This window comes from Szabonella alba (assembly GCF_016765775.1).
GTDB lineage: Bacteria > Pseudomonadota > Alphaproteobacteria > Rhodobacterales > Rhodobacteraceae > Szabonella > Szabonella alba.
In genome coordinates this window covers 177,923-204,903 of record NZ_JAESVN010000002.1, presented here as the reverse complement: position 1 = coordinate 204,903, position 26,981 = coordinate 177,923, and the positions used below count along the sequence as shown (strand labels likewise).

27 protein-coding genes are annotated in these 26,981 nt (G+C 64.8%); 16 read left to right on the top strand and 11 right to left on the bottom strand.

The genetic code is table 11. The annotated features are described in order from the left end of the window. Positions 1 to 33: 33 nt before the first annotated feature. The 14 genes from JL811_RS05425 to rlmH all read left to right on the top strand — a co-directional run bounded on the left by JL811_RS05425 (position 34) and on the right by rlmH (position 13,898). Positions 34 to 1,083 carry a LacI family DNA-binding transcriptional regulator gene (locus JL811_RS05425; RefSeq protein ID WP_237684820.1) on the top strand — a complete coding sequence of 350 codons (1,050 nt, stop codon included), beginning with the start codon at positions 34 to 36 and terminating at the stop codon, positions 1,081 to 1,083. A 138-nt stretch (positions 1,084 to 1,221) separates the two neighbouring features. After that, positions 1,222 to 2,025, top strand: a complete 804-nt coding sequence (locus JL811_RS05420; RefSeq protein ID WP_202687480.1) for a TIM barrel protein — start codon at positions 1,222 to 1,224, stop codon at positions 2,023 to 2,025. Positions 2,026 to 2,090: 65 nt separating this feature from the next. After that, complete coding sequence (locus JL811_RS05415; protein ID WP_202687479.1) at positions 2,091 to 3,038, top strand: sugar ABC transporter substrate-binding protein; 948 nt, start codon at positions 2,091 to 2,093, stop codon at positions 3,036 to 3,038. Between the two features lie 104 nt (positions 3,039 to 3,142). Continuing rightward, positions 3,143 to 4,228, top strand: a complete 1,086-nt coding sequence (locus tag JL811_RS05410) for an ABC transporter permease (RefSeq protein ID WP_202687478.1) — start codon at positions 3,143 to 3,145, stop codon at positions 4,226 to 4,228. A 16-nt stretch (positions 4,229 to 4,244) separates the two neighbouring features. Continuing rightward, positions 4,245 to 5,024 (top strand): ATP-binding cassette domain-containing protein, encoded by a 780-nt coding sequence (locus tag JL811_RS05405; protein ID WP_202687477.1) that lies wholly within the window; start codon positions 4,245 to 4,247, stop codon positions 5,022 to 5,024. A 55-nt stretch (positions 5,025 to 5,079) separates the two neighbouring features. Next, entirely contained in the window at positions 5,080 to 6,090 is a 1,011-nt protein-coding gene (gene iolG, locus JL811_RS05400; protein ID WP_202687476.1) for an inositol 2-dehydrogenase, read from the top strand. Continuing rightward, a complete protein-coding gene (locus JL811_RS05395) occupies positions 6,090 to 7,205 on the top strand; it encodes a Gfo/Idh/MocA family protein (protein ID WP_202687475.1) in 1,116 nt (371 codons plus the stop codon). The genes iolG and JL811_RS05395 overlap by 1 nt, the downstream gene beginning before the upstream one ends. Further along, a complete protein-coding gene (locus JL811_RS05390; protein WP_202687474.1) occupies positions 7,192 to 9,111 on the top strand; it encodes a bifunctional 5-dehydro-2-deoxygluconokinase/5-dehydro-2-deoxyphosphogluconate aldolase in 1,920 nt (639 codons plus the stop codon). Before JL811_RS05395 ends, JL811_RS05390 begins: the two co-directional genes overlap by 14 nt. 22 nt (positions 9,112 to 9,133) lie before the next feature. Further along, the gene (iolD, locus tag JL811_RS05385) at positions 9,134 to 10,972 is read left to right on the top strand and encodes a 3D-(3,5/4)-trihydroxycyclohexane-1,2-dione acylhydrolase (decyclizing) (RefSeq protein WP_202687473.1); all 1,839 of its coding nucleotides are present in this window, start codon (positions 9,134 to 9,136) and stop codon (positions 10,970 to 10,972) included. Continuing rightward, positions 10,969 to 11,880 carry a myo-inosose-2 dehydratase gene (gene iolE, locus JL811_RS05380; RefSeq protein WP_202687472.1) on the top strand — a complete coding sequence of 304 codons (912 nt, stop codon included), beginning with the start codon at positions 10,969 to 10,971 and terminating at the stop codon, positions 11,878 to 11,880. The genes iolD and iolE overlap by 4 nt, the downstream gene beginning before the upstream one ends. Next, positions 11,874 to 12,071, top strand: a complete 198-nt coding sequence (locus JL811_RS05375) for a hypothetical protein (protein WP_202687471.1) — start codon at positions 11,874 to 11,876, stop codon at positions 12,069 to 12,071. The genes iolE and JL811_RS05375 overlap by 7 nt, the downstream gene beginning before the upstream one ends. A gap of 11 nt (positions 12,072 to 12,082) precedes the next feature. Continuing rightward, positions 12,083 to 12,877 (top strand): 5-deoxy-glucuronate isomerase, encoded by a 795-nt coding sequence (gene iolB / locus JL811_RS05370; RefSeq protein WP_202687470.1) that lies wholly within the window; start codon positions 12,083 to 12,085, stop codon positions 12,875 to 12,877. Between the two features lie 215 nt (positions 12,878 to 13,092). Then, positions 13,093 to 13,428, top strand: coding sequence for a ribosome silencing factor (rsfS, locus tag JL811_RS05365; protein WP_337924730.1), 336 nt, complete (start codon positions 13,093 to 13,095; stop codon positions 13,426 to 13,428). Then, complete coding sequence (gene rlmH, locus JL811_RS05360; RefSeq protein WP_202687469.1) at positions 13,428 to 13,898, top strand: 23S rRNA (pseudouridine(1915)-N(3))-methyltransferase RlmH; 471 nt, start codon at positions 13,428 to 13,430, stop codon at positions 13,896 to 13,898. Before rsfS ends, rlmH begins: the two co-directional genes overlap by 1 nt. Before the next feature lie 97 nt (positions 13,899 to 13,995). On the opposite strand, the gene JL811_RS05355 is transcribed toward rlmH, so the two are convergent. The 5 genes from JL811_RS05355 to hspQ all read right to left on the bottom strand — a co-directional run bounded on the left by JL811_RS05355 (position 13,996) and on the right by hspQ (position 18,948). Beyond that, positions 13,996 to 14,484, bottom strand: coding sequence for an RNA pyrophosphohydrolase (locus tag JL811_RS05355; RefSeq protein WP_202687468.1), 489 nt, complete (start codon positions 14,482 to 14,484; stop codon positions 13,996 to 13,998). A 1-nt stretch (position 14,485) separates the two neighbouring features. Further along, on the bottom strand, positions 14,486 to 15,829 hold the full coding sequence (locus JL811_RS05350) for a S41 family peptidase (protein ID WP_202687467.1): 1,344 nt from the start codon (positions 15,827 to 15,829) through the stop codon (positions 14,486 to 14,488). Between the two features lie 7 nt (positions 15,830 to 15,836). Beyond that, complete coding sequence (locus JL811_RS05345) at positions 15,837 to 16,955, bottom strand: murein hydrolase activator EnvC family protein (protein WP_420496768.1); 1,119 nt, start codon at positions 16,953 to 16,955, stop codon at positions 15,837 to 15,839. Positions 16,956 to 16,987: 32 nt separating this feature from the next. Beyond that, positions 16,988 to 18,508, bottom strand: a complete 1,521-nt coding sequence (gpmI, locus tag JL811_RS05340) for a 2,3-bisphosphoglycerate-independent phosphoglycerate mutase (RefSeq protein ID WP_202687466.1) — start codon at positions 18,506 to 18,508, stop codon at positions 16,988 to 16,990. A gap of 113 nt (positions 18,509 to 18,621) precedes the next feature. Further along, entirely contained in the window at positions 18,622 to 18,948 is a 327-nt protein-coding gene (gene hspQ / locus JL811_RS05335; protein ID WP_202687465.1) for a heat shock protein HspQ, read from the bottom strand. An 83-nt stretch (positions 18,949 to 19,031) separates the two neighbouring features. On the opposite strand from hspQ, the gene JL811_RS05330 reads away from it, so the two are divergent. Then, a complete protein-coding gene (locus JL811_RS05330) occupies positions 19,032 to 19,919 on the top strand; it encodes an AEC family transporter (protein ID WP_202687464.1) in 888 nt (295 codons plus the stop codon). Positions 19,920 to 19,996: 77 nt separating this feature from the next. Beyond that, on the top strand, positions 19,997 to 20,578 hold the full coding sequence (locus tag JL811_RS05325; RefSeq protein ID WP_202687463.1) for a transglycosylase SLT domain-containing protein: 582 nt from the start codon (positions 19,997 to 19,999) through the stop codon (positions 20,576 to 20,578). A gap of 92 nt (positions 20,579 to 20,670) precedes the next feature. Here JL811_RS05325 and JL811_RS05320 read toward each other — a convergent pair whose 3' ends face one another. The 6 genes from JL811_RS05320 to JL811_RS05295 all read right to left on the bottom strand — a co-directional run bounded on the left by JL811_RS05320 (position 20,671) and on the right by JL811_RS05295 (position 26,921). Beyond that, on the bottom strand, positions 20,671 to 21,294 hold the full coding sequence (locus tag JL811_RS05320) for a LolA family protein (protein ID WP_202687462.1): 624 nt from the start codon (positions 21,292 to 21,294) through the stop codon (positions 20,671 to 20,673). Between the two features lie 143 nt (positions 21,295 to 21,437). Continuing rightward, positions 21,438 to 22,469: a glycosyltransferase family 2 protein gene (locus JL811_RS05315; RefSeq protein ID WP_202687461.1), complete on the bottom strand. Its 1,032-nt coding sequence runs from the start codon at positions 22,467 to 22,469 to the stop codon at positions 21,438 to 21,440. Between the two features lie 130 nt (positions 22,470 to 22,599). Continuing rightward, positions 22,600 to 22,947 (bottom strand): iron chaperone, encoded by a 348-nt coding sequence (locus JL811_RS05310; protein ID WP_202687460.1) that lies wholly within the window; start codon positions 22,945 to 22,947, stop codon positions 22,600 to 22,602. 85 nt (positions 22,948 to 23,032) lie between these two features. After that, positions 23,033 to 24,397, bottom strand: coding sequence for an FAD-binding oxidoreductase (locus JL811_RS05305; RefSeq protein ID WP_202687459.1), 1,365 nt, complete (start codon positions 24,395 to 24,397; stop codon positions 23,033 to 23,035). Continuing rightward, positions 24,394 to 25,317, bottom strand: a complete 924-nt coding sequence (locus tag JL811_RS05300; RefSeq protein ID WP_202687458.1) for a dimethylarginine dimethylaminohydrolase family protein — start codon at positions 25,315 to 25,317, stop codon at positions 24,394 to 24,396. The genes JL811_RS05305 and JL811_RS05300 overlap by 4 nt, the downstream gene beginning before the upstream one ends. A gap of 17 nt (positions 25,318 to 25,334) precedes the next feature. Continuing rightward, complete coding sequence (locus JL811_RS05295) at positions 25,335 to 26,921, bottom strand: zinc-binding metallopeptidase family protein (RefSeq protein WP_237684819.1); 1,587 nt, start codon at positions 26,919 to 26,921, stop codon at positions 25,335 to 25,337. Positions 26,922 to 26,981 lie beyond the last annotated feature (60 nt).

The following is a 26,981-nucleotide window of genomic DNA, read 5'->3' as shown; positions in this document are numbered from 1 at the left end:
CGGGGGCTTGGCAGTATGACGTGAATTCGTCATATGCAGAAAATATCCGTCATGGCCCGTCGCCCGACCGTCAAGGATGTCGCCCGTGAGGCGGGGATCAGCGTCACCACGGTCGACCGTGCGCTGAACGGGCGGATGCGGGTGCGTGAAGACACGCTGCGGCGGATTGCCGAGGCCGCGCATCGGGTGGGCTATCACGCGCGGGGGCGGCTTTCGCAGAATCTGGATGCCGCACGGCCCGAAATGACCTTTGGCTTCGTGCTGATCAAGAAAGCGCAGGAGTTCTACCGCAATTTCGCGCAGGAGATCGAGGCGGCGCTGCAGGCGCGCAACGATATACGCGGTCGCGCGGTGATCCGCTATGCGTCCTCCCAGTCGCCCGAGGATTTCGCGGCGGAACTGCGCCTGCTGGCGGGAAAATGCGATGCAGTGGCGGCGGTGGCGGTCAACCATCAGCGCCTGACACAAGCCGTGCAGGAATTGCAGGCCGAGGGCGTGCCGGTCTTTGCCCTTCTCAATGACTTTGCCCAAGGGGTGCGGCGCAACTATCTGGGGCTGAACAACATGAAGATCGGCCGCATCGCCGCCTGGACGATCACCGGGCGGGTGCGGCGGCCGGGCAAGCTGGCGGTTTTTGTCGGGGGCAACCGCTGGCACGGGCATGATCTGCGCGAAGTGGGTTTCCGGTCCTATGTGCGGGAAAACGCGCCGGAATTTTCGATGCTGGAAACGCTGGTCAATCTGGAGACGCGGCAATTCACCTATGAGGCGACGCTGGATCTGGTGCGCAGGCATCCCGATCTGGCGGGGATCTATGTCGCCGGGGGCGGCATGGAAGGGGCCATCGCGGCGCTGCGCGAGGTTCATGCCAGCCCGCGTATCGCGCTGGTGGTAAACGAACTGACCGCCGAAAGCCGGGCCGCGCTGGCCGATGGCTATGCCACCACCGTCATCTCGACACCGCTGGCCGAGCTTTGCACCGATCTGATGGAACTGATGCTGCGTGCGGCGCGGGGTGAGGATGCCGGGATCGCCGGGCAGCATTTCCTTGATCCGCGGATCATCGTTCCGGAAATGGTTTAAAAACGTCATTCAAGCCTGCGAATTTAACGTCAGAAATGACGTGAAATCGTGGTGTGAAGATTGACCGAATCCCCCCTGCAGGTCAGCGTCCTGTCCCAGAGAGCAGGGTCTGGCATCCTGTCGGGGGATAGAACGGCCATGAAATTCGCGTTGAACCAGATGACGGCACCGTATCTGCCGCTGCCTGCCTTTCTGGATCTGGCGCGGGATCTGGGCTGTGCCGGGGTCGAGCTGCGCAATGATCTGGACGGGTTTGGCCGTCCGGTTTTCGACGGGCAGGCACCCGGGCAGGTGCAGGCGATGCTGCGGGATCGCGGTCTGCGCCTGCTGGGCCTCAGTCAGGTTTATCCGTTCAACTGCTGGGATGCGGCCCGCGCTGCCGAGGTGGCAACGCTGATCGGTCTGGCGCAGCGCGCAGGCGCTGAAAGCATCAGCCTGATCCCGCGCAATGACGGTGCGCCGGGCGATCTGCGTCCCGCGCTGGAGGGATGCCAGCCATTGCTGGAAAAGGCGGGGATGGTGGCGCTGGTAGAGCCTTTGGGCTTTGCGCGCTCATCCCTGCGGCAGAAATCGGAACTGGTCGAACAGATCGGGGCGTTGGGGATGGGGGCGCAGTTTCGCATCGTGCATGACACGTTCCACCACCATCTTGCCGGGGGAGGGCCGCTTTACGCCACCGAGACGGGCCTCGTCCATGTCTCGGGCGTGGTGCATCCCGACCTGCCGGTTGACGGGATGGAGGATCACCACCGCGTTCTGGTCGACGGGCGCGACCGGCTGGACAATGCGGGGCAGATCGCTGCGCTGATCCGGGCCGGATATGATGGTGAGTTCAGTTACGAGTGTTTCGCGCCCGGGATTCAGGCGCTGAGCGAACCGCTGCCGGCCCTGCGCCGGTCGTTCGACCACCTTTCCCGCGCGGTCGCTGAAAGAACCGGCTGAGGGGAAGGAGATTCCGGCAGGTAAGCACGGTGCGCCGGACACCGATAACGGGAGGAACCAGAAACATGAAGAAGACCCTTCTTGCCGCCACGGCGGCGGCGGCCCTGCTGACGACGTCGGTTCAGGCGCAGGAGATCGGCGTCTCGATGGCGCTGTTCGACGACAATTTCCTGACCGTGCTGCGCAATGGCATGGTCGAAAGCGCCGCCGGGATGGATGGCGTCAATCTTCAGGTCGAGGATGCGCAGAATGATGTCGCCCGGCAACTGGACCAGATCAACAATTTCATCGCCTCGGGTGTGGCGGCGATCATCGTCAATCCGGTCGACACCTCGGCCACCGAGGCCATGAGTGCCGCCGCCGCCAGCGCGGGCGTGCCGCTGGTCTATGTCAACCGCCAGCCGGTCAATGCCGACAGCCTGCCGGAAGGTCAGGCCTTTGTCGGATCGAACGAAATCGAATCCGGCACCCTGGCCGCGTTCGAGGCCTGCAAACTGCTGCGCGCGGCAGGCAAATCGAACGGCGCGAATGTCTATATCCTGATGGGGGAGCTGTCCAATCAGGCCGCCGTGCAGCGCACCAAGGATTTCGACGATATCCTTGCCACCGACATGTGCAGCTTCATGTCGGTCATCGACCGTCAGACCGCCAACTGGTCGCGCGACGAGGCGCAGAACCTGATGACCAACTGGCTGTCCTCGGGGCAGGAATTCGATGCGGTCCTGTCCAATAATGACGAAATGGCCATCGGCGCGGTGCAGGCGATGAAGGCGGCGGGCATCGCGATGGAGGATGTCGTTGTGACCGGCGTGGATGCGACGCGCGACGCGCTGTCCGCGATGCAGGCGGGTGATCTGGATGTGACGGTGTTCCAGAATGCGGCCGGGCAGGGCGGTGGCGCGCTTCAGGCGGCGCTGGACCTTGTGGCGGGTGAGGCGGTGGACTCGATGGTCTATATCCCCTTCGAACTGGTGACCCCCGACACTGTCGCGGATTACCTGAGCGCGAACTGATCCGACCGGCGCGGCACGGATCCGCAAAATGGGGCGGCGGCAGGCCCGCCGTCCCGCGGGTTCTGAAAGAGCGGGTTCCTGAAAAATTGGGGGAGTAGGGTGCGATGACAGGGGCAACCTTGGGAACGGGCGGGTTGAAATATGACCACGCGAAACGGCACAGGCCGCCGGAACTGAACGTCTTTCTGGCGCTGATCCTGATCGTCGCGGTGTTCGAGGTGCTGGGCCAGATTCTGCCCTATATGAACGGGCAAAGTTTTCTTTTCGACACGCAGGGCCGGTTCGACAGCATTTTCAACGAGGCGCGGCTGAAGATCATCATTCTGCAGGTCGCGATTGTCGGGATCATTGCGCTGGGGGTGACGCAGGTCATCCTGACGGGCGGGATTGATCTGTCATCGGGGTCCATCGTCGGGGCCACGGCCATGATCGCGATGAGTTTCGCGCAGGTGGCCGAGGTGAATGGCAGCCCCAATACCCGCGCTGTGTTCTTTGAACAGGGCTGGGTCGATCTGCCGGTGCTGGTGCCGGTGGTCATCGGGCTGATCTGCGGGCTGGTTGCCGGGCTGATCAACGGTCTTCTGGTCGCCTATACGCGCATTCCGCCCTTCATCGCGACCCTGGGCATGATGGTGACCGCGCGCGGCGTTGCGAAATGGTGGACCATGGGCCAGCCGGTTTCCTTTCCGACCGACAGCTATGCCGCAATCGGGGCCGGAATGACGCCGGTCTATATCTTCGCGGTGCTGGCCGCGCTGTTCTATCTGGTCATGCGCCATACGGTTTACGGCAAGCATACCTATGCCATCGGGTCGAATATGGATGCGGCGCGCATGTCGGGGATCAATGTCCAGCGGCATCTGACGCTGGTTTACACGATTGCCGGGGCGCTGGCCGCGATTGCCGCCATCGTACTGAGTTCCAAGAACCTGACCGCGCAGGCCGGCATGGGCGTGATGTATGAACTGGACGCGATTGCCATGGCGGTGATCGGCGGGATTTCCCTGCAGGGCGGGCGTGGCTCGATCATCGGCACGGCGCTGGGCGCGCTGATCTTCGGGGTTATCCTGTCTGGTTTCACCTATCTGCGGCTGGATGCCTATTATCAGGAAATGGCCAAGGGCGCGATCATCGTCGGCGCCGTGGTTCTGGACCAGTGGCGCCAGCGCCGCGCGGCCCAGCGGTCGTGAAGCGGAGGGAGTGGATATGAGCGATGTAATCCTGCAGACCCGGGGCCTGACCAAGCATTATGGCGGTGTCCACGCGCTGGAAGGGGCTGATTTCACCCTGATGAAGGGCGAACATGTCGCCATCATGGGCGACAACGGCGCGGGCAAATCGACCTTCGTGCGCCAGATCACCGGGGTGGAGCAGCCGACACGGGGCGAGATCCATTTCGACGGCGCGCGGGTTGCGTTCAAGGGACCGCTGGATGCGCGGGAGGCCGGGATCGAGGCGGTGTTTCAGACCCTTGCGCTTGCCGATCATCTGGATGTGCCCGACAACCTGTTTCTGGGGCGCGAACGCACGAAATGGAACTGGCTTGGCCCGTTCCGGCGGCTGGATTACCGGGCGATGCATGCCGATACGATTGCCGCGCTTGAGAAAACCGGGGTCAAGATCCCCTCGATCCGCAACACGATCCAGAACATGTCGGGCGGGCAGCGGCAATGCGTGGCCATCGCGCGCACGGCGACCTTTCATTCCAAGCTGACGATCATGGACGAACCGACGGCGGCGCTGGGGGTTCAGGAGACCGCGCAGGTGGAAAACATCATCCGCACGCTGAAATCGCAGGGTGAACCGCTGATCCTGATCAGCCACAACATGCGGCAGGTGATGGATCTGTGCGACCGGATCGTGGTGTTCCGGCGCGGCCGGATCTGCGCCAATCTGCGCGCTGCCGATGTGACCGGTGAGGAAGTCGTCGCCTATATCACCGGGGCGCTGACCCAGCCCAAATATGCCGTTGACGGCGTGTTGTAAGCACCCGAAAACCCTGTGACATCCGGCGCCGACGCGCCCTCTTGGAGTGACCGAAATGACAAGATTTGCCGTTCTGGGCGCGGGCCGTATCGGACAGGTTCATGCCCGGGCCATCGCCTCGGTCGAAGGCGCGCGGCTGGTCGCCATCGCCGACCCGCTGCCCGGGGCTGCGGCAGCGGTATCTTCGAAATACGGCTGCGAAATCCGCGAGATAAGCGCAATCGAGGCTGCGGCGGATGTGGATGCCGTGGTCATCTGCACGCCCACCGATACCCATGCCGACCTGATCGAACGGTTCTGCCGCGCTGGCAAGGCGGTGTTCTGCGAGAAGCCGGTGGATCTGGATGCGGCCCGCGTGCGCGCCTGTCTGAAGGTGGTTCAGGAAACCCAAGGCCGGGTGATGGTCGGCTTCAACCGTCGTTTCGACCCGGATTTCGCCGCGCTGAAATCCGCGATTGACGCGGGCCGCATCGGCAAGGTCGAGATGGTCACCATCACCAGCCGCGATCCGGGCGCGCCGCCGCATGATTATATCACCCGCTCGGGCGGCATCTTCCGCGACATGACGATCCATGATTTCGACATGGCCCGCTGGCTCTTGGGCGAGGAGGTCGAGACGGTAACGGCGCAGGCCTCGGTCCTGACCGATCCGAAGATCGGGGAGTTGGGCGATTATGACAGCGTCAACGTGATCCTGCGCACCGCCAGCGGCAGGCAGGCCATCATCACCAATTCGCGCCGCGCCGCCTATGGCTATGACCAGCGGATCGAGGTTCTGGGCAGCACCGGTATGGTCAGCGCGAAAAACCAGCATGAGGCGAATATCCAGATTGCCGATGCACAGGGGTTTCATGACGCGCCTTTGCTGAATTTCTTCATGTCGCGCTATACGGCGGCCTATGCAGCCGAAATCGCGGCCTTTGTCGCGGCACTGCAGTCGGGCGGGGCCATGCCGACCACGACCGAGGACGGTTTGCGCGCGCTGGAACTGGCCGATGCGGCGCTGCAATCGGCACAGCAGGGACGTGTGGTGCGGCTGGCCGGTCCGGTCGGAAAGGCCGCGTGATGACGCTTGGCGTTGCGCTGATCGGCACGGGCTTCATGGGCAAATGCCACGCGCTGGCATGGCGCAATGTCGCCGCCACTTTTGGCGGTGCGCAACCCCGGCTGGAAATCCTTGCCGATGCGACCCCTGAACAGGCCGGAGCCTTCGCGCAGCAGTTCGGTTTTGCCCGGGCGACGGCGGACTGGCAGGCGGCGGTCAGTGACGGGGCGGTGGATGTCGTGTCGATCACCACGCCGAACGGGCTGCACCGGCCCATGGCCGAGGCGGCGCTGCGCGCGGGCAAACATGTCTGGCTGGAAAAGCCGATGGCGCTGACGCTGGCGGATGCGGCGGCCATGTCAAGGATTGCCGCAGCCCATCCGGGGCAGGTTACGCTGCTGGGGTATAATTACCTCCGTTCCCCCGCCTTTCAGGCCGCGCGGGCCATGGTGCAGGCGGGCGATATCGGCGTGCCGCTGGCCTTTCGCGGCGTCTATGATGAGGATTACAGCGCCGACCCCGCCTTGCCCTGGTCCTGGCGGATGACGCATCAGGGCGGGGGTCTGGGCGCGCTTGGCGATCTGGGCTGCCATCTGGTCAGCGTCATGGTGGCCCTGATGGGCGCGGTGGAGGAGGTTACCGCCCTGACCGCCATTGCTGTACCAGAACGCCCCGCACCCGACGGTCCGCGCACGGTGGAGAATGAGGACAGCGCGCTGGCGCTGATCCGCTTTGCCAGCGGCGCGCAGGGGTCTTTTGCCACATCGCGCGTGGCGCGCGGGCGCAAATGCCGCTTGCAATGGGAAGTGCAGGGCAGTCTGGGCACGCTGCATTTCGATCAGGAAAACATGAATGAACTTTGGGTCCACCGCGCAGGCGAGGCCGGTTTTACCCGCCATGTCGCCGGACCCGACCAGCCCGATTTCGCCGCCTTCTGCCCGGCCCCCGGCCATGGTATCGGCTTCAACGAACAGAAGGTGATCGAGGCCCGCGACCTGATCCGCGCCATTGGGGGCGGGCCGCCCTGCGGCCCCGATTTCGCCGCCGGTCTGGTGATCGAGCGGATCATTCACGCCATGGCCCGGTCGCAAGGCCGCCCCGTCCGACCCGAGGAATTGCAAGATGAAGCAGCTTGATCTGATCACGATCGGCCGGTCCTCGGTCGATCTTTACGGCGCGCAGGTGGGCGGGCGGCTTGAGGATATGGGAAGTTTCGCCAAATATATCGGCGGCAGTCCCACGAATATCGCCTGTGGCACTGCGCGGCTGGGGCTGCGGTCCGCGGTCATCACCCGGGTTGGCGATGAACATATGGGCCGCTTCATCCGCGAACAGATCGCGCGCGAGGGGGTGGAGACGCGCGGCGTCGTGACCGATCCCGAACGCCTGACCGCACTGGTCCTGCTGGGCATCCGCAATGAGGATCAGTTTCCGCTGATCTTTTACCGGGAAAACTGCGCAGATATGGCGCTGTGCGAGGCGGATATCGACGAGGATTTCATCGCCTCGGCCCGTGCGCTTCTGCCGACCGGCACGCATCTGAGCAATCCACGCACCGAGGCGGCGGTCCTGAAGGCGCTGCGGCTGGCGCGGAAACATAGGGTGAAAACCGCGCTGGATATCGACTACCGCCCGAACCTCTGGGGGGTCGCAGGGCATGGCGATGGCGAAAGCCGCTTTGTCGAAAGCGCCAAGGTGACGGCGAAACTGCAATCGCATCTGCATTTCTTCGATCTGATCGTCGGCACTGAGGAGGAGTTTCATATCGCCGGCGGCAGCACCGACACGATTGCCGCCTTGCGCGCGGCGCGGGCGGTGTCGGATGCTGTGCTGGTCTGCAAACGCGGTGCGGCGGGCGCGGTCGCGTTCGAGGGCGCGATCCCCGACAGTCTGGATGACGGCCAAAGCGGTCCGGGCTTCCCGATTGAGGTGTTCAATGTGCTGGGGGCGGGTGACGGGTTCTTCTCGGGGCTGATGAAGGGCTGGCTGGACGGGACCGACTGGCCGACCGCCCTGAAATACGCCAATGCCTGCGGCGCCTTTGCGGTGTCGCGCCACGGCTGCACCCCGGCCTATCCGTCGCTTGCGGAACTGGAGTTCTTTCTGGAACGTGGCGTGATCCGGCCCGATCTGCGCAATGATGCGGCGCTGGAACAGATCCACTGGTCCACCAACCGCGCCCGCAATCATGGCCCCGATCTGGCCGATATCCGCATCTTCGCCTTCGACCACCGCAAACAGCTTGAGGAGATGCCGGGCTACACCCCCGCCAAGGGGGCCGCCTTCAAGGATCTGTGCCTGCGGGCCGCGCAGGCGGTGCAGGCCGGGCGGGCGGGTTACGGTGTGTTGTGCGATGACCGCATCGGGCGGCGCGCGCTTCATGCGGCGACCGGCACTGGGCTGTGGGTCGGGCGGCCTGCGGAATGGCCGGGATCACATCCGCTGCAACTGGAACCGGCGCTTGGCCCCGATTGCGGTGGCTTGGGCGAATGGGCGCGCGGCAATGTCGTCAAGGTGCTGTGTTTCTGCCACCCGGATGAGGAGGCCGCGATCTGGGAGACGCAGATTGCCACGGTGAACCGTCTGTTCACGGCGGCGCGGCGCAACGGGCTGGAATTTCTGCTGGAGGTGATTCCGTCGCGGGTTGGCCCGGTCGATGATGAAACCACGGCAGCGGTGATTTCGCGCTTCTACGCGGCCGGGATCTTCCCCGACTGGTGGAAGCTGGAACCCCTGACCACCCGCGCCGCATGGGCCAAGGCCATTGCCGCGATCGAGGCGCATGACCGGTATACACGCGGCATCGTGGTGCTGGGGCTGGACGCGCCCGAGGCGGAACTGGCGGCCAGTTTTGCGACAGCGGCGGAATTTCCGCTGGTGAAGGGATTCGCCGTGGGCCGCACGATCTTTGCCGACACCGCGCGGCGCTGGCTGGCGGGTGGACTGGCGGATGAGGCTGCAATTGAGGAAATGCGCGCGCGCTATGCGCGGCTTTGCGCCATCTGGGATGCGGCCCGTGCGGCCGCATCCGTGGCGGCCTGACGGGTGCAAGGGGGGAACTGATATGGGCGGAACGATCCGGCTGACGGCGGCGCAGGCCATGGTGCGCTGGCTGTCTGTGCAAAAGACCGAGACGGGGCAGCGTTTCATCGAGGGATGCTGGGCGATCTTCGGCCATGGCAATGTCGCCGGGCTGGGTGAGGCGCTGGAAGGCATCGGTGACGATTTCCCCACATGGCGCGGCCAGAACGAACAGACCATGGCCCATTCGGCCATCGCCTATGCCAAACAGTTGCAGCGGACCCGCGCGATGATGGTCACCTCCTCCATCGGGCCGGGGGCAACGAATATGGTGACAGCGGCGGCGCTGGCCCATGTGAACCGCCTGCCGGTCCTGTTCGTGCCGGGCGATGTCTTTGCCGGGCGCGGCCCCGATCCGGTGCTGCAACAGATTGAGGATTTCGGCGATGGCACGGTCAGCGCGAATGACTGTTTCCGCCCCGTGGTGCGCTATTTCGACCGCATCCTGCGCCCCGAACATCTGCTGACCGCCCTGCCGCGCACCCTGCGGGTGATGACAGACCCCGCCGAATGCGGCCCGGTCTGCCTGTCCTTTTGTCAGGATGTGCAGGCCGAGGCCTATGACTGGCCCGAGACGTTCTTTGCCCCCCGCATCTGGCGCTTTCGCCGCCCCTATCCCGATCAGGCGGAAATCTGGCGCGTGCGCGACCTGCTGCGCGCGGCGAAACGGCCCGTCATCGTGGCCGGGGGCGGGGTGCATTTCTCGGATGCCTGTGACGATCTGGCCCGCTTTGCCGAAACCCATGGCATCCCGGTCGTGGAAACGCAGGCGGGCAAATCCGCCCTGCCCTGGGATCACGGCTGGAACTTCGGCCCGGTCGGCGTAACGGGGGCGGACAGCGCCAACCGGATCTGTGCCGATGCCGATCTGGTGCTGGGCGTCGGCACCCGGTTTCAGGATTTCACCACCGGATCATGGGATCTGTTCCGCCATCCGGGTCGTCGGCTGGTCTCGATCAATGTCGCGGCCTATGACGCGATGAAACACGGGGCCGAGCCGCTTTGCGCCGATGCGCGCATGGCGCTGACGGCATTATCCTATGAATTGCGCGACCATCGCCCGCCGCCCCCGCCCGAGGGGTTGAAGGCCGACTGGTTTGCGCTGGTCGATCCGCTGACCGATGCGCCTGCTGACAGCAATGCCCTGCCGACCGATCAGCAGGTGATCGGCGCGGTGCAGCGGGCCTCAACCCCCGATACGGTGGTGATGTGCGCGGCAGGCACCATGCCGGGGGAATTGCACAAGCTGTGGAAAGCCCCGCGTCCCGGCGGCTATCACATGGAATACGGCTATAGCTGCATGGGATATGAGATCGCGGGCGCCATGGGCATCAAGCTGGCGCAACCCGAGCGTGACGTGATCTGCATGGTCGGCGATGGCAGCTATATGATGGCCAATTCCGAACTGGCCACGGCGGCGATGATGGGCGTGGCCTTCACCGTCGTCATCACCGACAATCGCGGCTATGGCTGCATCAACCGGCTGCAGATGGGCACCGGCGGGGCCGAGTTCAACAATCTTTACGCCCATGCGCGGATCAGCAATGCGCCGCAGATCGACTTTGCCGCCCATGCCGCAAGCATGGGGGCCGAGACGGCGCGCGTCAGCGATATTGCCGGGCTTGAGGCCGCGCTGGCCGCGCGTCACGACCGCAAGGGTCCCTATGTCATCGTGATCGACACGGACCCCTATCCGTCCACCCCGCATGGCGGGCATTGGTGGGATGTCGCCGTGCCCGAGGTCAGCCCCCGTGAAACCGTCCGCGCCGCCCGTGCCGGATATGAAACCCGGCTTGAGGGCCGTCTGAAGGAACAATCATGATCCGCTTCGGCACCAATCCCATCGCCTGGGCCAATGATGATGACCGCTCCATCGGGGCGGATATCCCGACCGAACGCATCCTGCATGAGGCGGGCGAACTGATCGGCTTTGACGGGATCGAAAACGGCCATCGCTGGCCCGAGGATCCCGAGGCGCTGCGCGCGCTGCTGGCATCGCATGGGCTGGCCTTCATCTCGGGCTGGTATTCCTGCCATCTGCTGACGCGGTCTGTGGATGCGGAAATCGCGGCCTGTCAGGCGCATCTGGCGCGGCTGCGCCATAATGGCTGCAAGGTGATGATCGTCTGCGAAACCTCAAACGCGATCCATGGCAGCGACCTGCCCCTGTCGCAGCGCCCGCCCCTGACCCCGGCAGAGATGACCGCATTTGGCGCAAGGCTTGAGGAATTTGCCGCATGGCTGGCCGGGCAGGGCATCACGCTGGTCTATCATCACCATATGGGCACGATCATCGAATCGCCCGCCGAGATTGACGCGCTGATGGCAGCGACCGGGCCGCATGTGCATCTGCTGTTCGATGCGGGTCATTGCCATTTCGGCGGCGGTGATCCGGTCGCGGTGCTGACGCGGCATGTGGGACGGGTGGCGCATTTCCATGCCAAGAATGTCCGTGGCGCGGTGATGGCGCAGGCGCGGGCCAAGGACATGACCTTTCTGGATGCGGTTCGCGAAGGCGTGTTCACCGTGCCGGGCGATCAGGAAGGCGCAGTTGATTTCGAACCGCTGCTGGCCGTGCTGGCGCAGGCGGGTTATGATGGCTGGATCGTGATCGAGGCGGAACAACTGCCGGATCAGCGCAATCCGCTGCTGTATCAGACGCTGGGGCTGCAGACGCTGAAGCGACTGGCGGCGAAAACGGGGCTGACGGGGACGGCGGGCCAGTGCTGAAATTCTTCGACGTCCATAACCCGTTCTACCGCCCGCTCTGGCGGCGCATTCTGGTGACCGGCATCTGTCTGGGATGGGGTCTCTTTGAACTGGCCACCGGAAACCCCTTCTTTGCCATCCTCTTCGGTGCCGCAGGGATCTATTGCGCGCATCAGTTCTTCATCGCCTTCGACCCGAAGGACCCGGAATAAAGGATCTTCCCATGTCGCCCTTGCTGCGCAGACCCGGCGCCACGACCGGCCTTGTCCATGATGTCACCCCCGCGAATGCGGGCTGGGGCCATGTCGGCTTCCGTCTTTACCGGCTTGAGGCGGGGCAATCGGCCAGCGGTCAGACCGGCGGGGATGAGGCAATTCTAGTGATGGTCGAGGGCCATGCCGATGTGCAGGCCGCCGGGCAGGACTGGGGCCGGATGGGCGACCGCATGGATGTGTTTGAAAAAACCGCGCCGCATTGTCTGTATATCCCGCCCGGGCAGGACTGGAGCGCCAGTGCCACCACGGCCTGCACCGTCGCGCTCTGCACGGCGCCGGGCAAGGGCACCCACCCTGCCCGCCGCCTTGGCCCGGACGGCATCGTGCTGACGCAGCGCGGGACGGGCAGCAATGCGCGCTTCATCAACAATATCGCGATGGAAGATGCCGATGTCGCCGACAGTCTGCTGGTGACCGAGGTTTTCACCCCGGCGGGCCATTGGTCCAGCTATCCGTCACATCGCCATGATGAGGATGATTTCCCCCGCATCACCCATCTGGAAGAGACCTATTACCACCGGCTGAACCCCGCGCAGGGTTTCGGCATCCAGCGCGTCTATACCGAAGATGGCAGTCTTGATGAGACGATGACGGTGCGCAATCATGATGTGGTGCTGGTGCCGCGCGGCCATCATCCCTGCGGTGCCCCGCATGGGTATTCGATGTATTACCTCAATGTCATGGCCGGACCGCTGCGCAAATGGCGCTTCATTGCCGATCCCGATCATGCATGGCTGATGTAGCGGCAGCAAGCTGCGCGCAACCCCCGGCAGTTTGTTGAGCTTGCCCGCCGGGGGTGATAAGCTACCACTACGCCCTGCGCCGGGGCGCGGATCGGCGCGCCTTACTGGAGGACATTGTCCTGTCGCATTCTGACCCTACGACCGGCCTTCCGGTCGGTCCCCGCGCAAGGTCCCGCTCTGCCGGAACCGATGGCAATGACGATACATCCGACCGGATCCTTGCAACGGTCGTTGCGTCGCTGGAGGATGACAAGGCCGAGGAGGTCGTGTCGATCGATCTGCGTGGCCGTTCCGAGATTGCCGATCACATGGTCATCTGCTCGGGCCGCTCCTCCCGTCAGGTGGCGGCGATTTCCGAGAAACTCGCACAGCGGCTGAAAGACGAATTCGACATCGTCGCGCGGATGGAAGGCAAGGAAACCGGCGACTGGGTCCTGATCGATTCGGGCGATGTGGTCGTGCATGTCTTCCGCCCCGAGGTGCGCGAGTTCTACCAGCTTGAAAAGATGTGGCTGCCCGGCGGCCATATGGAGTTGCGCGAGCCCGAGTGATGCGCGTCACCCTTTGCGCGGTGGGGCGGCTGCGCACGGGCCCGGAACGCGATCTGATCGACGATTATACGACACGGTTCGACCGGACGGGGCGGGCGCATGGGCTGGGTCCGCTGGCGGAAGTCGAGGTCGAGGACCGCAAGGGCGGCGGCATGGCGGCCGAGGCGGCGCTGTTGTCGCGCGCCGTTCCGGCAGGCGCGGCCCTGATCGTGCTGGATGAACGAGGCCAGCAGATGACCAGCCCGGAATTCGCCGCGAAACTGGCCGGCTGGCGCGATGGCGGGCGGCAGGATCTGGCTATTCTGATCGGAGGGGCGGACGGGCTGGACCCGGCGCTGCGCGCGCGCGCCGACCTTGCCATCAGCTTCGGCGCGATGGTCTGGCCACATATGCTGGTGCGGGTCATGCTGGCCGAACAACTGTACCGCGCCGCCTCGATCCTGGCCGGAAGCCCCTATCATCGGGCTTGATCGACGCGGCCTGACCTCATGCCCATTCATCTTGGCCAAAATACCTCGGGGGTGCGGGGGCTGGCCCCCGCTCCGCCGGTTCAGACCCTCCGCCGGTTCAGGCCAGATGCTCGCGGAAGGCGTTGACCACCTCTTCATAGACCGCGCGTTTGAAAGGCACGATCGAGGCGATCATCTCATCCGCCGCAACCCATTTCCATTCGGAAAACTCGGGATGTTCGGTCTCGATGCGGATCTGGTCATCGCGGCCCCGATAGCGGAACAGGAACCAGCGTTGCCGCTGCCCGCGATATTTGCCGCCCCAGACCTTGCCCAGCAATTCGGGCGGCAGGTCATAGGTCACCCAATCGGGGCTTTTCGCGACAAATTCCACCAGATCGGCGGTGATGCCGGTTTCTTCCCACAATTCGCGCAGGGCGGCGGCGCGGGGTTTTTCGCCCGCGTCAATTCCACCCTGTGGCATCTGCCATGCGGCTTGCGTCGCATCCAGCCGCTGCCCGGCAAAGATGCGGCCTGCGTCATTGACCAGCATGACGCCCACGCAAGGGCGCCATGGCAGATCCTCGGCCCGGATCGCAGTCCCCATGTCAGGGCCGCGAGGCCACGGCGGTCAGACCCTTGAGGATATCGACCGCATAGGCCAGCTGATAATCCTCTTCGCGCAGCGCGGCCGATTCCTCGGCCCGGGCGCGTTCCTCTTCCAGCAGGCGGCGTTCGTCCTCGGTCATGGAATCGTTGGACAGCGCGCCACGCAGGGTCGCCTCGGACCGGGCCCGGGCGGCGGCCGATGCAGTGGTGTCCTCTTCCTCGGTTTCATCGCGGCGCGGCGGTTGTTCGACCACGATATCGGGGGCCACGCCAAGCGCCTGGATCGAGCGGCCCGAGGGCGTGTAATAGCGCGCCGTCGTCAGGCGCATGGCACCCTCACCCTTCAGCGGGATGATCGTCTGCACCGATCCCTTGCCGAAGCTTTTGGTGCCGACCACGATGGCACGGCGATGGTCCTGCAGGGCGCCTGACACAATCTCGGACGCCGAGGCCGACCCGCCATTGATCAGCACCACGATGGGCTTGCCTTCCGTCAGGTCGCCCGGCGTGGCGTTAAACCGCTCCCCCTCGCCAGCCTGCCGTCCGCGGGTCGAGGTGATTTCACCGGTTTCAAGGAAGGCGTCCGAAACCCGGATCGCCTGATTGAGCAGACCGCCTGGATTGTTGCGAAGGTCCAGAACGACGCCCGAAACCTTGTCCCAGCCGCCCAGTTCCTCGGCCATGTCCTTCAGCCCTTCTTCGACGCCCGTATAGGTCTGGTCGTTGAAGGTGGTGATGCGCAGCACGATCGTATCGCCCACCGTGCGCGGACGCACTGCCGTCAGCTTGATCGTGTCGCGGATGATCGAGACATCGAAGGGTTCCGCCGTGCCTTCGCGCACCACGGTGATGATGATCTCTGACCCGACCGGGCCGCGCATCAGTTCCACCGCGTCATCCAGCGTCAGGCCCAGAACCGATTCCCCGTCGACATGGGTGATGAAATCGCCCGCCTCGATCCCGGCCTGATCGGCGGGGGTGTCATCCATCGGGGCCACGACCTTGACGAAACCCTCTTCCTGCGTGACCTCGATGCCCAGACCGCCGAACTCTCCCCGCGTCTGCACGCGCATGTCATCGAACTGCTTGGGCGCAAGATAGCTGGAATGCGGATCAAGCGAGGTCAGCATCCCGTTGATCGCCGCCTCGATCAGCTCTTCGGTTTCCACCTCCTCGACATACTGGCTGCGGATACGCTCAAAAATGTCGCCGAACAGATCAAGCTGTTCATAGACCGATTTGTTCTGCTCGGCTTCCTGCGCGATCAGGGGGCCTGCGACCTGCGTCGTCAGAAGCACCCCGGCCACGGTTCCACCCAATGCTGCCATCACGAATTTCTTCATCGTGTGTTCAATCCCTTGTTGCGGCGAACCATGGTGCCGGATCGACCGGCTCGGTGCCTTGCCTGATTTCCATATAAAGCGTTTCCGTCTCGCGGATTCCACTCACTTCTAGCGGCGCGGCCAGAAACTCTGCCTCTCCTGCCCCTGCCCGCCCCATCAATCCGAGTGCGGCCCCGGTGGCCACAACCTCACCGACGCTGCCGTAAAGCGTGCCCATCCCGGCCAGAACGAGAAGATAGCCGTTGCCGGGCTCAAGGATAATCACGTTTCCGTAGTCCAGAAGCGGACCAAGATAGCGGATCGTGCCGGGCCATGGCGCGGTGACCAGCGCCTGCGGTCTTGTGGCAAGGGTCAGGCCAGGGCGGCGGCGGCCGATTGTGTCGGCCTCACCGGCGCGCAGCAGGACCGAACCCAGAACCGGCAGGGGCAGGCTGCCCTTGGCGGTATCAAAGGCCATGGGTGCGGCGCCTTCGGGCAGCGGCACAAGGCCCGAGGCGAAGGCATCCAGCGTATCGGCGCTTTGCAGAAGCTGGGTCAGGGCCTGCGGATCCTCGGTAAAACGGCGCGGCAGGGTGGTGCGGTCCGAGATCGCCTGACTAAGCTCGGTCCGCGCGATCTGCGCGGCCTGAAGCCCGGCAGCCAGTGTCGCAACTGATCCGTCCTGCACCCGGCGCAGGTCGCGCAATTCGGCCAGTTCGGTCTGCAGCCGCGTCACCCCGGCCTGCAGGGCGGGCGTCACCTCGGACAGCATCATGCCGGACCGCACGGTTCCCAGAGGCCCAGCAGGATGCAGCAGCAGCAGCGGCGCGGGCGTTGTCTCCATCTGTCCCAGCACCGCCAGCAATTGCGCGACGCGGTCACGCTGCGCGTCGAATTGCAACAACAGGGACGCTTCGCGCACCTGCGCCTGTCGCAAACCGTCACGCAATGCGGCAAGCCCGCTTTCATAGGCGCTGATCGTGCGGGTCAGGGCGGCCACCCGATCGCGCGAACTGCCTGCCGCCTCCATTGCGACAATCGCGGCGGTCAGGTCCGATGCGGCGCTGCGGGCATCTGCGGCCACATCCTGCGCCCCCGTCGCACCCGGAAGACCAATCGTCAGGGCAAGGGCCGCCGCCCGGAACAGAGGACGGATCACGCGGCGGATCACGGGGCGGATCACGGGGCGATCAGGCTTTGCCCGGTCATCTCGGGCGGTTGCGGCAGACCCATCAGCGCCAGCACCGTGGGCGCCAGATCGGCCAGCCGCCCGTCGCGTAAAGACGCGCCCGCAGGCCCGCCGGTCAGGATGACGGGAACGGGGTTCAGCGTATGGGCGGTATGCGGCCCGCCGGTCACCGGATCGACCATCATTTCGCAATTGCCGTGATCGGCGGTGACGATCATCGCCCCGCCCGCCGCCTTCAGCGCCGCCAGTGCGCGGCCAAGGCCCTTGTCCACCGCCTCACAGGCGGCGATGGCGGCGGCCAGATCGCCGGTATGGCCCACCATGTCGGGATTGGCGAAATTCACCACGATCAGATCGAACCCCGCGTCGATGGCCTCAACCAGACGGTCGGTCACTTCCGGCGCGCTCATTTCCGGTTGCAAGTCATAGGTCGCGACTTTCGGCGATTTCGGCATGGCGCGCTCCTCCCCCGCCTCGGGCACTTCCTTGCCGCCGTTCAGGAAAAAGGTCACATGCGGATATTTCTCGGTCTCGGCCAGCCGGAACTGCCGCCGCCCCTGCGCCGCCACCCATTCGCCAAGCGTGTTGACGATCTGTTGTTTCGGATAGGCGGTGGTCATGAACCCGTCATGCATCGTGGAATAATCGACCATCCCCAGCATCGCGGCCCAGCGGGGACGGGCCGCGGCGTCGAACCCATCAAAGCCCGGTTGCCCCAGCGCCAGCAGGATTTCCCGTGCGCGGTCAGCGCGGAAATTCAGGCAGAAGAAACCGTCGCCATCACGCGCACCCGAATAATCCCCGATCACCGTGGGGGCGATGAATTCATCCGTCTCCCCCCGCGCATGAGCGTTGGCCACGGCTGCGGCGGCGGTTTCCGCCCCTTCGCCTTTTGCCGCGACCATCGCCGCAAAGGCGCGTTCCACCCGGTCCCAGCGGTTGTCGCGATCCATGGCCCAATAGCGCCCGATAACCGTGCCGATGCGCGCGCCCGGGGGCATTTCGGTCTGCAACCGGTCGATGAACCCGGGGGCTGAACTGGGGGCAACGTCGCGCCCGTCGGTCACGGCATGCAGCACCACCGGCACGCCCGCCGCCGCAATCGTCTGCATCGCGGCCAGAACATGCGTCAGATGCCCATGCACGCCGCCATCCGACGCAACCCCCATCAGATGCGCCACCCCGCCCGAGGCTTTCAGCCGGTCGATGAAATCCCGCAGCGCCGGGTTCTGCGCGAAACTGCCCTCTTCGATGGCCAGATCAATGGCGCCCAGATCCATCGCCACCACGCGGCCCGCGCCGATATTGGTATGGCCCACTTCGGAATTGCCCATCTGCCCGCGCGGCAACCCGACATCGGGGCCATGGGTGATGAGCGTCGCATGCGGACAGGTCGCCATCAGCCGGTCAAAATTGGGTGTTGCGGCCAGATGGGGGGCATTGGCCTCGGTCCGGTCGGACAGGCCCCAGCCGTCAAGGATGCAAAGAACGACAGGCTTGATCGCGTGCATGGGGGCGCTCTCCTTCACGGGTTCAGCGCCCGTTCTACGCCCGACGGTCCGGCAGGGCAACATCGCGCCACCCATGGCAAAGGGGACATGCCGCAGCCCGCGCCCGGCGGCGATCAGTTCATCTGGAATTGCAGCGGATAGCGCCCGTCTTCAAAATCCCCGAAAAGATCGGGCAGGTCGGGATGGTCCACGGGTTCGCCCGTTTCATCCGGAACAAGATTCTGTTCCGAGACATAGGCGACATAATAGCTTTGGTCATTCTCGGCCAGCAGGTGATAGAAGGGCTGGTCCTTTGACGGGCGGCTGTCCTCGGGAATGTTCTCATACCATTCATCGGTATTGGAAAACATCGCGTCCACGTCAAAGACCACCCCCCGGAAGGGGTGTTTGCGGTGCCGCAGCACCTGTCCGAGATGATATTTGGCGCGCGATTTCAGCATGTCTTGCGTCCCCCGACAGTGGTTAGTAATCCCTATGCGCCGGGTTTGTCCACCGGCCTCCTTCGATTGACCGGAAACAGACTGTGAACCTTATCCTGACAGTCCTGCAGATCGTGGCCCCCGTCGGGGTGCTGGCCCTGACCGGTTTCATCTGGGCAAAGGCCGGTTTCGAATACCGGATGGAGTTTGTCACCCGGCTGGCCATGACGCTGGCGACCCCCTGCCTGATGTTTACCGCCCTGATGAAAACCGAGGTCGATCCGGCCTCACTGGCCGGGGTGGCGGTGGCGGCCTCGGTCTGTTTCGCGGTTCTGGCGCTGATCTGGTGGGGCTTCGTGCTGGTGACCGGGCTGGAGCGGCGCAGCTATATGGCGCCGATGATCTTTGGCAATACCGGCAATGTCGGGCTGCCGGTGGCACTGTTTGCCTTTGGCGAAACCGGGCTCGGCTATGGGCTGGCAATTTTTGCCGTCTCCTGCATCTGGTCCTTCACGCTGGGCGCATGGCTGATGACGCGTGGCGGGTCGGGCTCGGTTCTGGCGGTGCTGCGCGAACCGACGGTCTGGGCCACGCTCTTGGGGGCGCTGTTCCTGTGGCAGGGCTGGCAGACGCCGGACTGGATGACGAATTCGCTGGATCTGATCGGACAGATGGCGATTCCGATGATGCTGATCACGCTGGGCGTCTCGGTTGCGCGGCTCAGCCCGGGGCGTCTGGGGCAGTCCTTCTGGCTGTCGCTGCTGCGCATGGCGGTTTCGATCGCTGTGGCGCTGGGGGTCGGGCTGGCGCTGCAGCTGGAGCCGGTGGCCCTTGCGGTGCTGATCCTGCAGATCTCGACCCCCGTCGCGGTGACGGTCTATCTGCTGGCGGCGCGCCACGGGGCCGATGCCGATGCGGTGGCGGGGCTGGTCATCGTCTCGACCCTGCTCTCGGTCGTCGGTATTCCGCTCACACTTGCGTTCCTGATCTGATTTTTCGGGCGCGCGCCATTTCCTTGACCCGTGATTTGCCCTATTGTCATTAAAAAAATAACCGTGCGAGGGGCATTATGAGCAGCTTTCTACGCGCGTCGGTTCTGTTGCTTCTGCTGGCGGCCTGTGGCGGCGGCGGCAACTTTTCGGCGCCCCGCGATCTGGAGAACGCCTGCGCGATCATCGCAGAACGTCCGCAGTACCGCCGTGCCATGCTGGCGACGGAACGCAAATGGGGTGTTCCGATGCATGTGCAGATGGCGGTGATCCATCAGGAATCGAAATTCATCGGCAATGCCCGCACCCCGCATCGCTATGCGCTGGGGGTGATCCCGCTGGGCCGTCAAAGCTCTGCCTTCGGCTACAGTCAGGCGCTGGACGGCACATGGGAAGAGTATCAGGAGGAAGAGCGTCAGCGCCGTGCCCGCCGCGACCGGATCAAGGACGCGACCGATTTCATGGGCTGGTACATGCACAAGTCGGAACAGTCGCTGGGCATCTCGAAACATGACGCCCGCAACCAGTATCTTGCCTATCATGACGGGCGCTCGGGCTATGCGCGGGGGACGTATAATTCCAAGCCCTGGCTGCTGGCCGTTGCGGGCCGGGTCGAGACGCGCGCGCAGCGCTATCGCGCGCAACTGGCCTCCTGCCGCTAAGGATCCGGGCGGCAGACAAAACGGAAAAAAGGGGCGGCCGTTGCGGGCCGCCCCTTTTCATTTCCTGCAGCCGGGCCGCGCGGCGCCACGCATCAGCGGTTGGAACGCCGCTCAAGTTCGAAATTGATGTTGAACAGCGCGTTTTCCAGCCGCGCGCCCTTGGTCATCTCACCCAGAATGACGGTGGTTTCCTGCCCGCTGTCATCGCGGATCACCCATTGCCGCAACTCGGTCGGATCGGCGGTGAAGATCAGATCGATCGAGCCGTAATTCGGGTTGTCAGGGTCCTGCGCCCGCACGCGGGTCGTGTTGCCGTCCTCACGGTGATCGGTCACCATCCGCGCCCGGCCCAGATCGACATTCTGCGCCAGAATGATGCTGAGCGGCGTGCGCGACAGCGGATACTGTTCTGCCGCCTGGTTGGATTTCGCGTCGAAAATGGCGACCGTGCCCGAACCGGCGATCACCAGATTGCGGTCGGGCGGTGCATATTCGAACCTCACCCGTCCGGGGCGCTGGATATAGATCTTGCCGGTCGAAATCGTGCCATCGGCATTGATCTGGGTAAACTCGGCCTGGGCGGTGGTCAGCGCGTTCAGATAGCGTGACAGTTCCGCCAGCGGGATGCGCGCATGGGCGGGAATGGCCAGCGCGGTCATAAGGGCCATCGCGCCGAAAGGTGCAAGGGCAGTGCGGAAGAAGGATCTGCGGTTCATGCTCGGTCCGTTCATCTTACTGTTTAGGTTCATATAGGCGCGGATTCCGGCCTGCGCACCCCCCTGAAACAGGACCACACGTCAGAGTGAGCGGTCCATCGCGCGCCGAAGCCCCCGCCGCAGCCCCTGTCGAAGCCTATACGTCATTCCAGCGCGCCGAACATCCGAAACAGCCGCATTGCCAGCGGACCGGGCAGCGGCGCGGATCCGGCAGCATGAAGGCAGTGACAGTAAAGCCGGTAAGCCTCACCCCCGCGCATGGCCTGCGCAAAGGCCATGCGATGCCAGTCGCAGGCGGCGTCATGCAGTGCGCCCATGCCGGGCAGGGCCTTGAGTTCGGCAATCTCTGCCGCAAGCGGGCCTGCCCAGACCGCCATCGCGTCATTCTGTTCGCTGTTGAAATTGCGTTCCACCCAATAGGACAGATCGACCGCTTTATCCTTGCGGTTCGCCAGACCGCGCAGCGATTTCACGATGAAACTTTCGGCTGATCGCAGGGAGTAATGATGCAGTTCCGCCAGTGACCGCGCCTCGGGCATGCCCAGCAGCGACAGCCGCCCGTCCCGTTCGGCAAACCAGTCGGGCATCGGCCCCCCCGCGCCGTTCACCCAGCAGGGCAGCGGCGCGTTCTTGCGGCGCTTGGGCCGGTGGATGCCTGCCGCGCGGAAGGATTGCGGACGAAACAGCGTCTTGTAGAACGTGGCCGCGACGGGATGCAGCAGCGGCACCGGCGCGCAGCGGGTGAACTGCGCTGTGACCGGACGGTCGGCAAAACCCGCCACGGCCGCAGCCCCGAACAGCCGCCAGGGCAGGGTGACCGCATCCGCACCCTCGGGCAGGGCCGCAATCAGGTCGGGCAGGCGGCGCGCGCCCGTTTTGACCAGCGGAAATTCGTCGACATCGCTGAACAGCATCCAGTCCGCGGCCTTGCGCGCCGGATGTTTCCAGGCTGCGGCCAGCGCCTGCCATTGCGCGCCTTTCGCGGGGTCAACCGTCTGGCGCCGGTGTTCCACCACCCCGGCCGAGGCGAGCGCATCCAGCAGCGTATCGGTGCCGTCGGAACAGTCATTCGAGAAGATCAGGAAATCGGTCACGCCGATCAGCCGGTGATAGGCGATCCATTCCAGAAGGAACGGCCCTTCATCCTTCATCGAGGTGACAGAAAAGATACGCAAGACCGCCGCCCCCGGAAGGTGTGTTCAGGGGGTAGTGTAGGGGATGCGGGCGGGGGGGTGCAATGAGGGGGTGGGGGACAGTTCAGGGCCTATCCTACCATCTTGCAGATATGCAGGTATTGCCAAAACGTCATACCCCGAGTTCCTTCCGCGAAGCCAAAGCGAGCTTTGTAACCAGTTCTGCGGAGATAGGTTTGCGCGGCGAGAACGTGACGCCAGTTTTGGTGGCCTTGAGGCCGGCGGCGGCGATTTCGTCAGTGAACAGGGCAATGGCATCCTTGCCAACATAGAGGCCACATTGCTTGCTAAAGGCCGCATAGCCCGCAATGACCGACTTTCCGAAGCCAAACCCCGGAATATCGTACATGATCAGTTCTTCTGCATCAGGAAGCGCTTGGGCGAGTTGTGCGCGCAATTGGGTCAAGAGTGGCCGGAATTGCTCAGGGGCCGCAGCAATATACGCATCATGGTCTGTCAACTTCGCCATTCCTTACTCTCCACACCTGTACGTCTCAGAGCAACTGTGTGGGTTTCAATTGGCAAACAGCCGCAACGCCCCCCCCTCAAACCACCTTCCCCGGGTTCATCACCCCCTTCGGGTCAAACGCCGCCTTCACCGCGCGCATCTGCGCAATTTCCGCCGCACTCCGCGAATGTCCCAGCCAGTCGCGCTTCAGAACGCCGATCCCGTGTTCGGCGGAAACCGATCCGCCTCGTTCGCGGACCAGATCATAGGCGATGCGGTCGACCTCATGTGCGGCGGCCTCGGATGGTTCCGTCAGACCCACCGCGACATGCAGGTTCATATCCCCGACATGGCCGTAAAACGACACATGCGCATCGGGAAACCGGGCACGGATCGCGCTGCCGCAGGCGGTGGCGTAGTCGTCCAGCAGGGCGACCGGCAGGGCGATGTCCAGATTGATCAGACCCGGAAACATCCGGTCCAGCGCATGGCCTTCACGCAGGGTCCAGAACCGCGCGGCCTCGGCCTGTGACTGGGCGATCAGCGCATCGCTGAGGATGCCTGCCTCAAACGCCCCTGCCAGCATCGCCTCGAATTCCGCATCCAGCCCCCCGGCGCTGCCTTCCGCCTCGATCAGCACGGTGAAAGGCGGCGGATCGGGGAAAAGCTGCAGCCCGGCTGCGGCGGAACTGGCCAGAACATAGTCGCGCCACATCGCCTCGAACGCCGAAAGCCCGGGCAGGTGGGTGCGCGCCTGTTTCAGCAGCGCCAGCACGGCAGCGAAATCCGGCAGGGCGCACAGGGCGGTTGCCCGCGCCCCGGGCAGGGGGCGCAGCCGCAGCACAGCGCGGGTGATGACCGCCAGCGTGCCCTCGGACCCGCAGATCAGGTGCCGCAGGTCATAGCCGGTATTGTTCTTCACCACCTTGGTCAGCGAGGACAGCACAGTGCCATCGGCCAGAACCGCCTCAACCCCCGCCAGATTGTCGCGCGTCATGCCGTGGCGGATCACCCGCACGCCACCCGCATTGGTCGCCACGATCCCGCCGATCTGGCAGGACCCGCGCGACCCCAGATCGACCGGCAGCAGAAAGCCTGCTGCCGCCGCCGCCTCTTGCGCGGCCTGCAGCGTGGTTCCGGCGCGCAGGGTGATCGTCTGGCAATCGGGGTCGATCTCCTCGACCCCGGCGAAACGCGTCAGGGACAGGGCCACATCGCCGCCCTGCGGATTGGCACCGCCCGCAAGGCCGGTCATGCCGCCCTGCGGCACCACGCCAACCCCGTGCCGGTGACAGATTTCCAGCGCCGCCGATACCTCGTTGACCGAGGCAGGGCGCAGCAGCGCCAGCGGCGGGATGCGCCCCGTTCCGCTGGCATCACTGACAGCGCCCGCCCCGATATCGGCCCCGGTCAGGCAGCCTGCGGCGCCAAGCGCCGCTGCCAGATCCCGCAGCAGCGTCATGCCGCGCGGCGCAGCGCCTGAGCCATGCAATGGATGCCGCCGCCGGTCTTGGAAATTTCGGACATTTCCACCGCAGCGACCTCAAAACCCCGGGCGCGCAACTGCCCGATCAGCGATTGGGATGAGGTCGGCGCGATGACGCGATCCCCGCCCAGCGACATGAAGTTGCAGCCAAGCGCCATCGTGTCCTGAAACGGCACGTCGATGATCTCATGGCCCTTGGCGCGCAACCAGTCGACGATGCCGGGTTCGGTGCAGGCAAGGCAGACGGCGGTCAGTTTCGGCGCGATCGGCACCACCATCAGGTCGATATGGACGTAATATTCGTCGATGAAGGCCAGCCGCACCTCCCAGCCTTCGGCCTCGAACCAGCTTGCCACCTGCCGCGCACCCTCCTCCTGCGTGCGGGCACCACCGCAGCCGATCAGCACGCAGCCCTCTTCAATGACGTTGAAATCGCCGCCTTCGAACGTGCCTGCCGTCACCATGTCATAGATCGGGATGCCAAGTTTTTCATAGGTCCGGATTGCGGCATAATTCTCACCCCGCCGCCACCATTGCGCCATGGCAGTGATGACCGCGCCGTAAGGGGTCATGACACTGGAATCGCGGGCATAGACCTGCATGGGCAGTTCCGGCTCGGGCGTGTGCATGTGAACCTTCACACCGAAATGTTCATAGGCCGCAACCATTTCGGCATGCTGGGCCTGCGCCACCTGCACAGTGCATGGCGCCTCGCGCAGATGTTTGCGCGACAGGCTGGAGGTCGAGAGGTGCCGCAGATGCGCGGGGGACCCCAGCAGCACATCGGTCAGGCGGTCGGTTTCATTGGCGAAACCCCAGCCGGAAAGGGGCGCGGTGCCGCCGCCGCGCTTGCGGCGTTGCAGGCTGAAGGCATCATGCTTGGTCTGGATATTCATGGCAGGTCTCCCATGGGTCAGGCGCCGGGCATCGTGGAGGGGATCCACCAGTCCCGCCCGCGCGGGGTGGTTACATATTCGGGCCAGCGGAAATGGATGGGCGGGTCGTAATCGCATTGCGGGGGCAGCCAGCGGTCGCCGCCGACACCGCCGCCGGTACGGTCGCGGAATTCGGTCCAGGCGGCTTCCCGCAGGCGGGCATCTTCCAGCACGCGCAGCGCCGACAGCGCCAGCACCTCGGCGGCGCGGGTCACCATCGGGTCGATGGTCGCGGGAATGCCGCCAAGCGCATTCATCACCCAGGGCGGATAGGCAAAGCCGCCGGGCGCGCGCAGGGCAGGCCGCGCGATGTAGAAGCGTGCGGTGGGCGCATGCCAGCACATGTCGGTGTAATCGTCGCTGGTGGAATGGGTCTGGCTGGGCGGCAGGTCGCGCCGCAGGATCGCCTCGGCGGCCTCGGGGGCGATCAGCCGTGACATTTCGGGGATGAAGGGATCGTCCATCGGATCAAGGCCCAGCCCCGCCTGCATCTGCCGTGCCACGTCCTTGGCCGCGTCATCCCAGACCGGCGCACCGCGCGATGACAGCACGTCCCAGACCGCGCGGGCCATGCTGTGATTGGCCAGACCCGGGCGCGATTTCGTGACCCAATGGCGTTCCCAGCGGCAGCCCGTCATCGCCGCCGCCGCCGCGGCATTGCGGTCCAGCGCCGCCGTCACCGCCTCGGCCATGGCAATCGTTGGCACGCGCAGCATGAACTGGATCTCGGCCAGTCCTGCCGGCTGATTGTCCGCCGTCGCCTGCCCGGCGGTCAGGATCGCCTCGGACAGGGACCAGCCGCCCTGATGCGGCAGCATGGATTCGCGCAGCGTCTTGCTGGCGGTATACATCAGATGCAGCGCATCATTGGCGCCGGGCGCGCGCACGGCACTATGCGCCTGCGGGATCGGCGCGCCGTCACCCGTGCCCCACCCCTCGGGCGCATCGCAGAGAAAGCGATAGACCATCGACCATCCCGCCCCGCAATGGGTTTCCCAGCGCACCGTGTTGCACATCGGCAGCATGTAGAAGGGATGGAAGGACAGCATCGCGGCCAGCCCGTCATAATAGCCCCTGGCGGCATGGATCGGTTTGGACCCGCGCAGCTTTTCGGCGGGTTCGCCGGTGAAACGGATGCCGCCCTTGATGTCATGCGCCTGCATCGCGGCCTTCAGCGCCAATGCGCCGCCCAAGCCTGCGACGCCAAGGCCGGAATGGGGGTCGGTATGCCCGCCTGCCTGAAATCCAAGACCGGCGCGCGGTTCGCGGCGGGTTGAGGCCGCCTGACAATTGCCGGGAATGCCGTCATATTCGGCATACATGCCGATGACCGGCCCCGATCCGTTATGCCATTCGGCGCAGAAGGCCGTAGGCATGCCGGCCGATCCTTCCTCGACCGTGAATCCCTCGGCTCGCAGTCGTTCGACATACCATTCCGCCGACCGGTATTCCCGCCATGCCGTTTCGCCGAAATCGAAGATCGTGGCGCACCAGTCCGAAAGCTCGGCCCGCCGCGCGGCAATGGCGGCAAGGGCGGTGGATTGGGCGGCGGTCGGGCGGGTCAAGGCGCGCTCCATCGGAGGGACAAGGGCCGGTAGCGGAATGACAAGCCGGCCCCTTTCTAT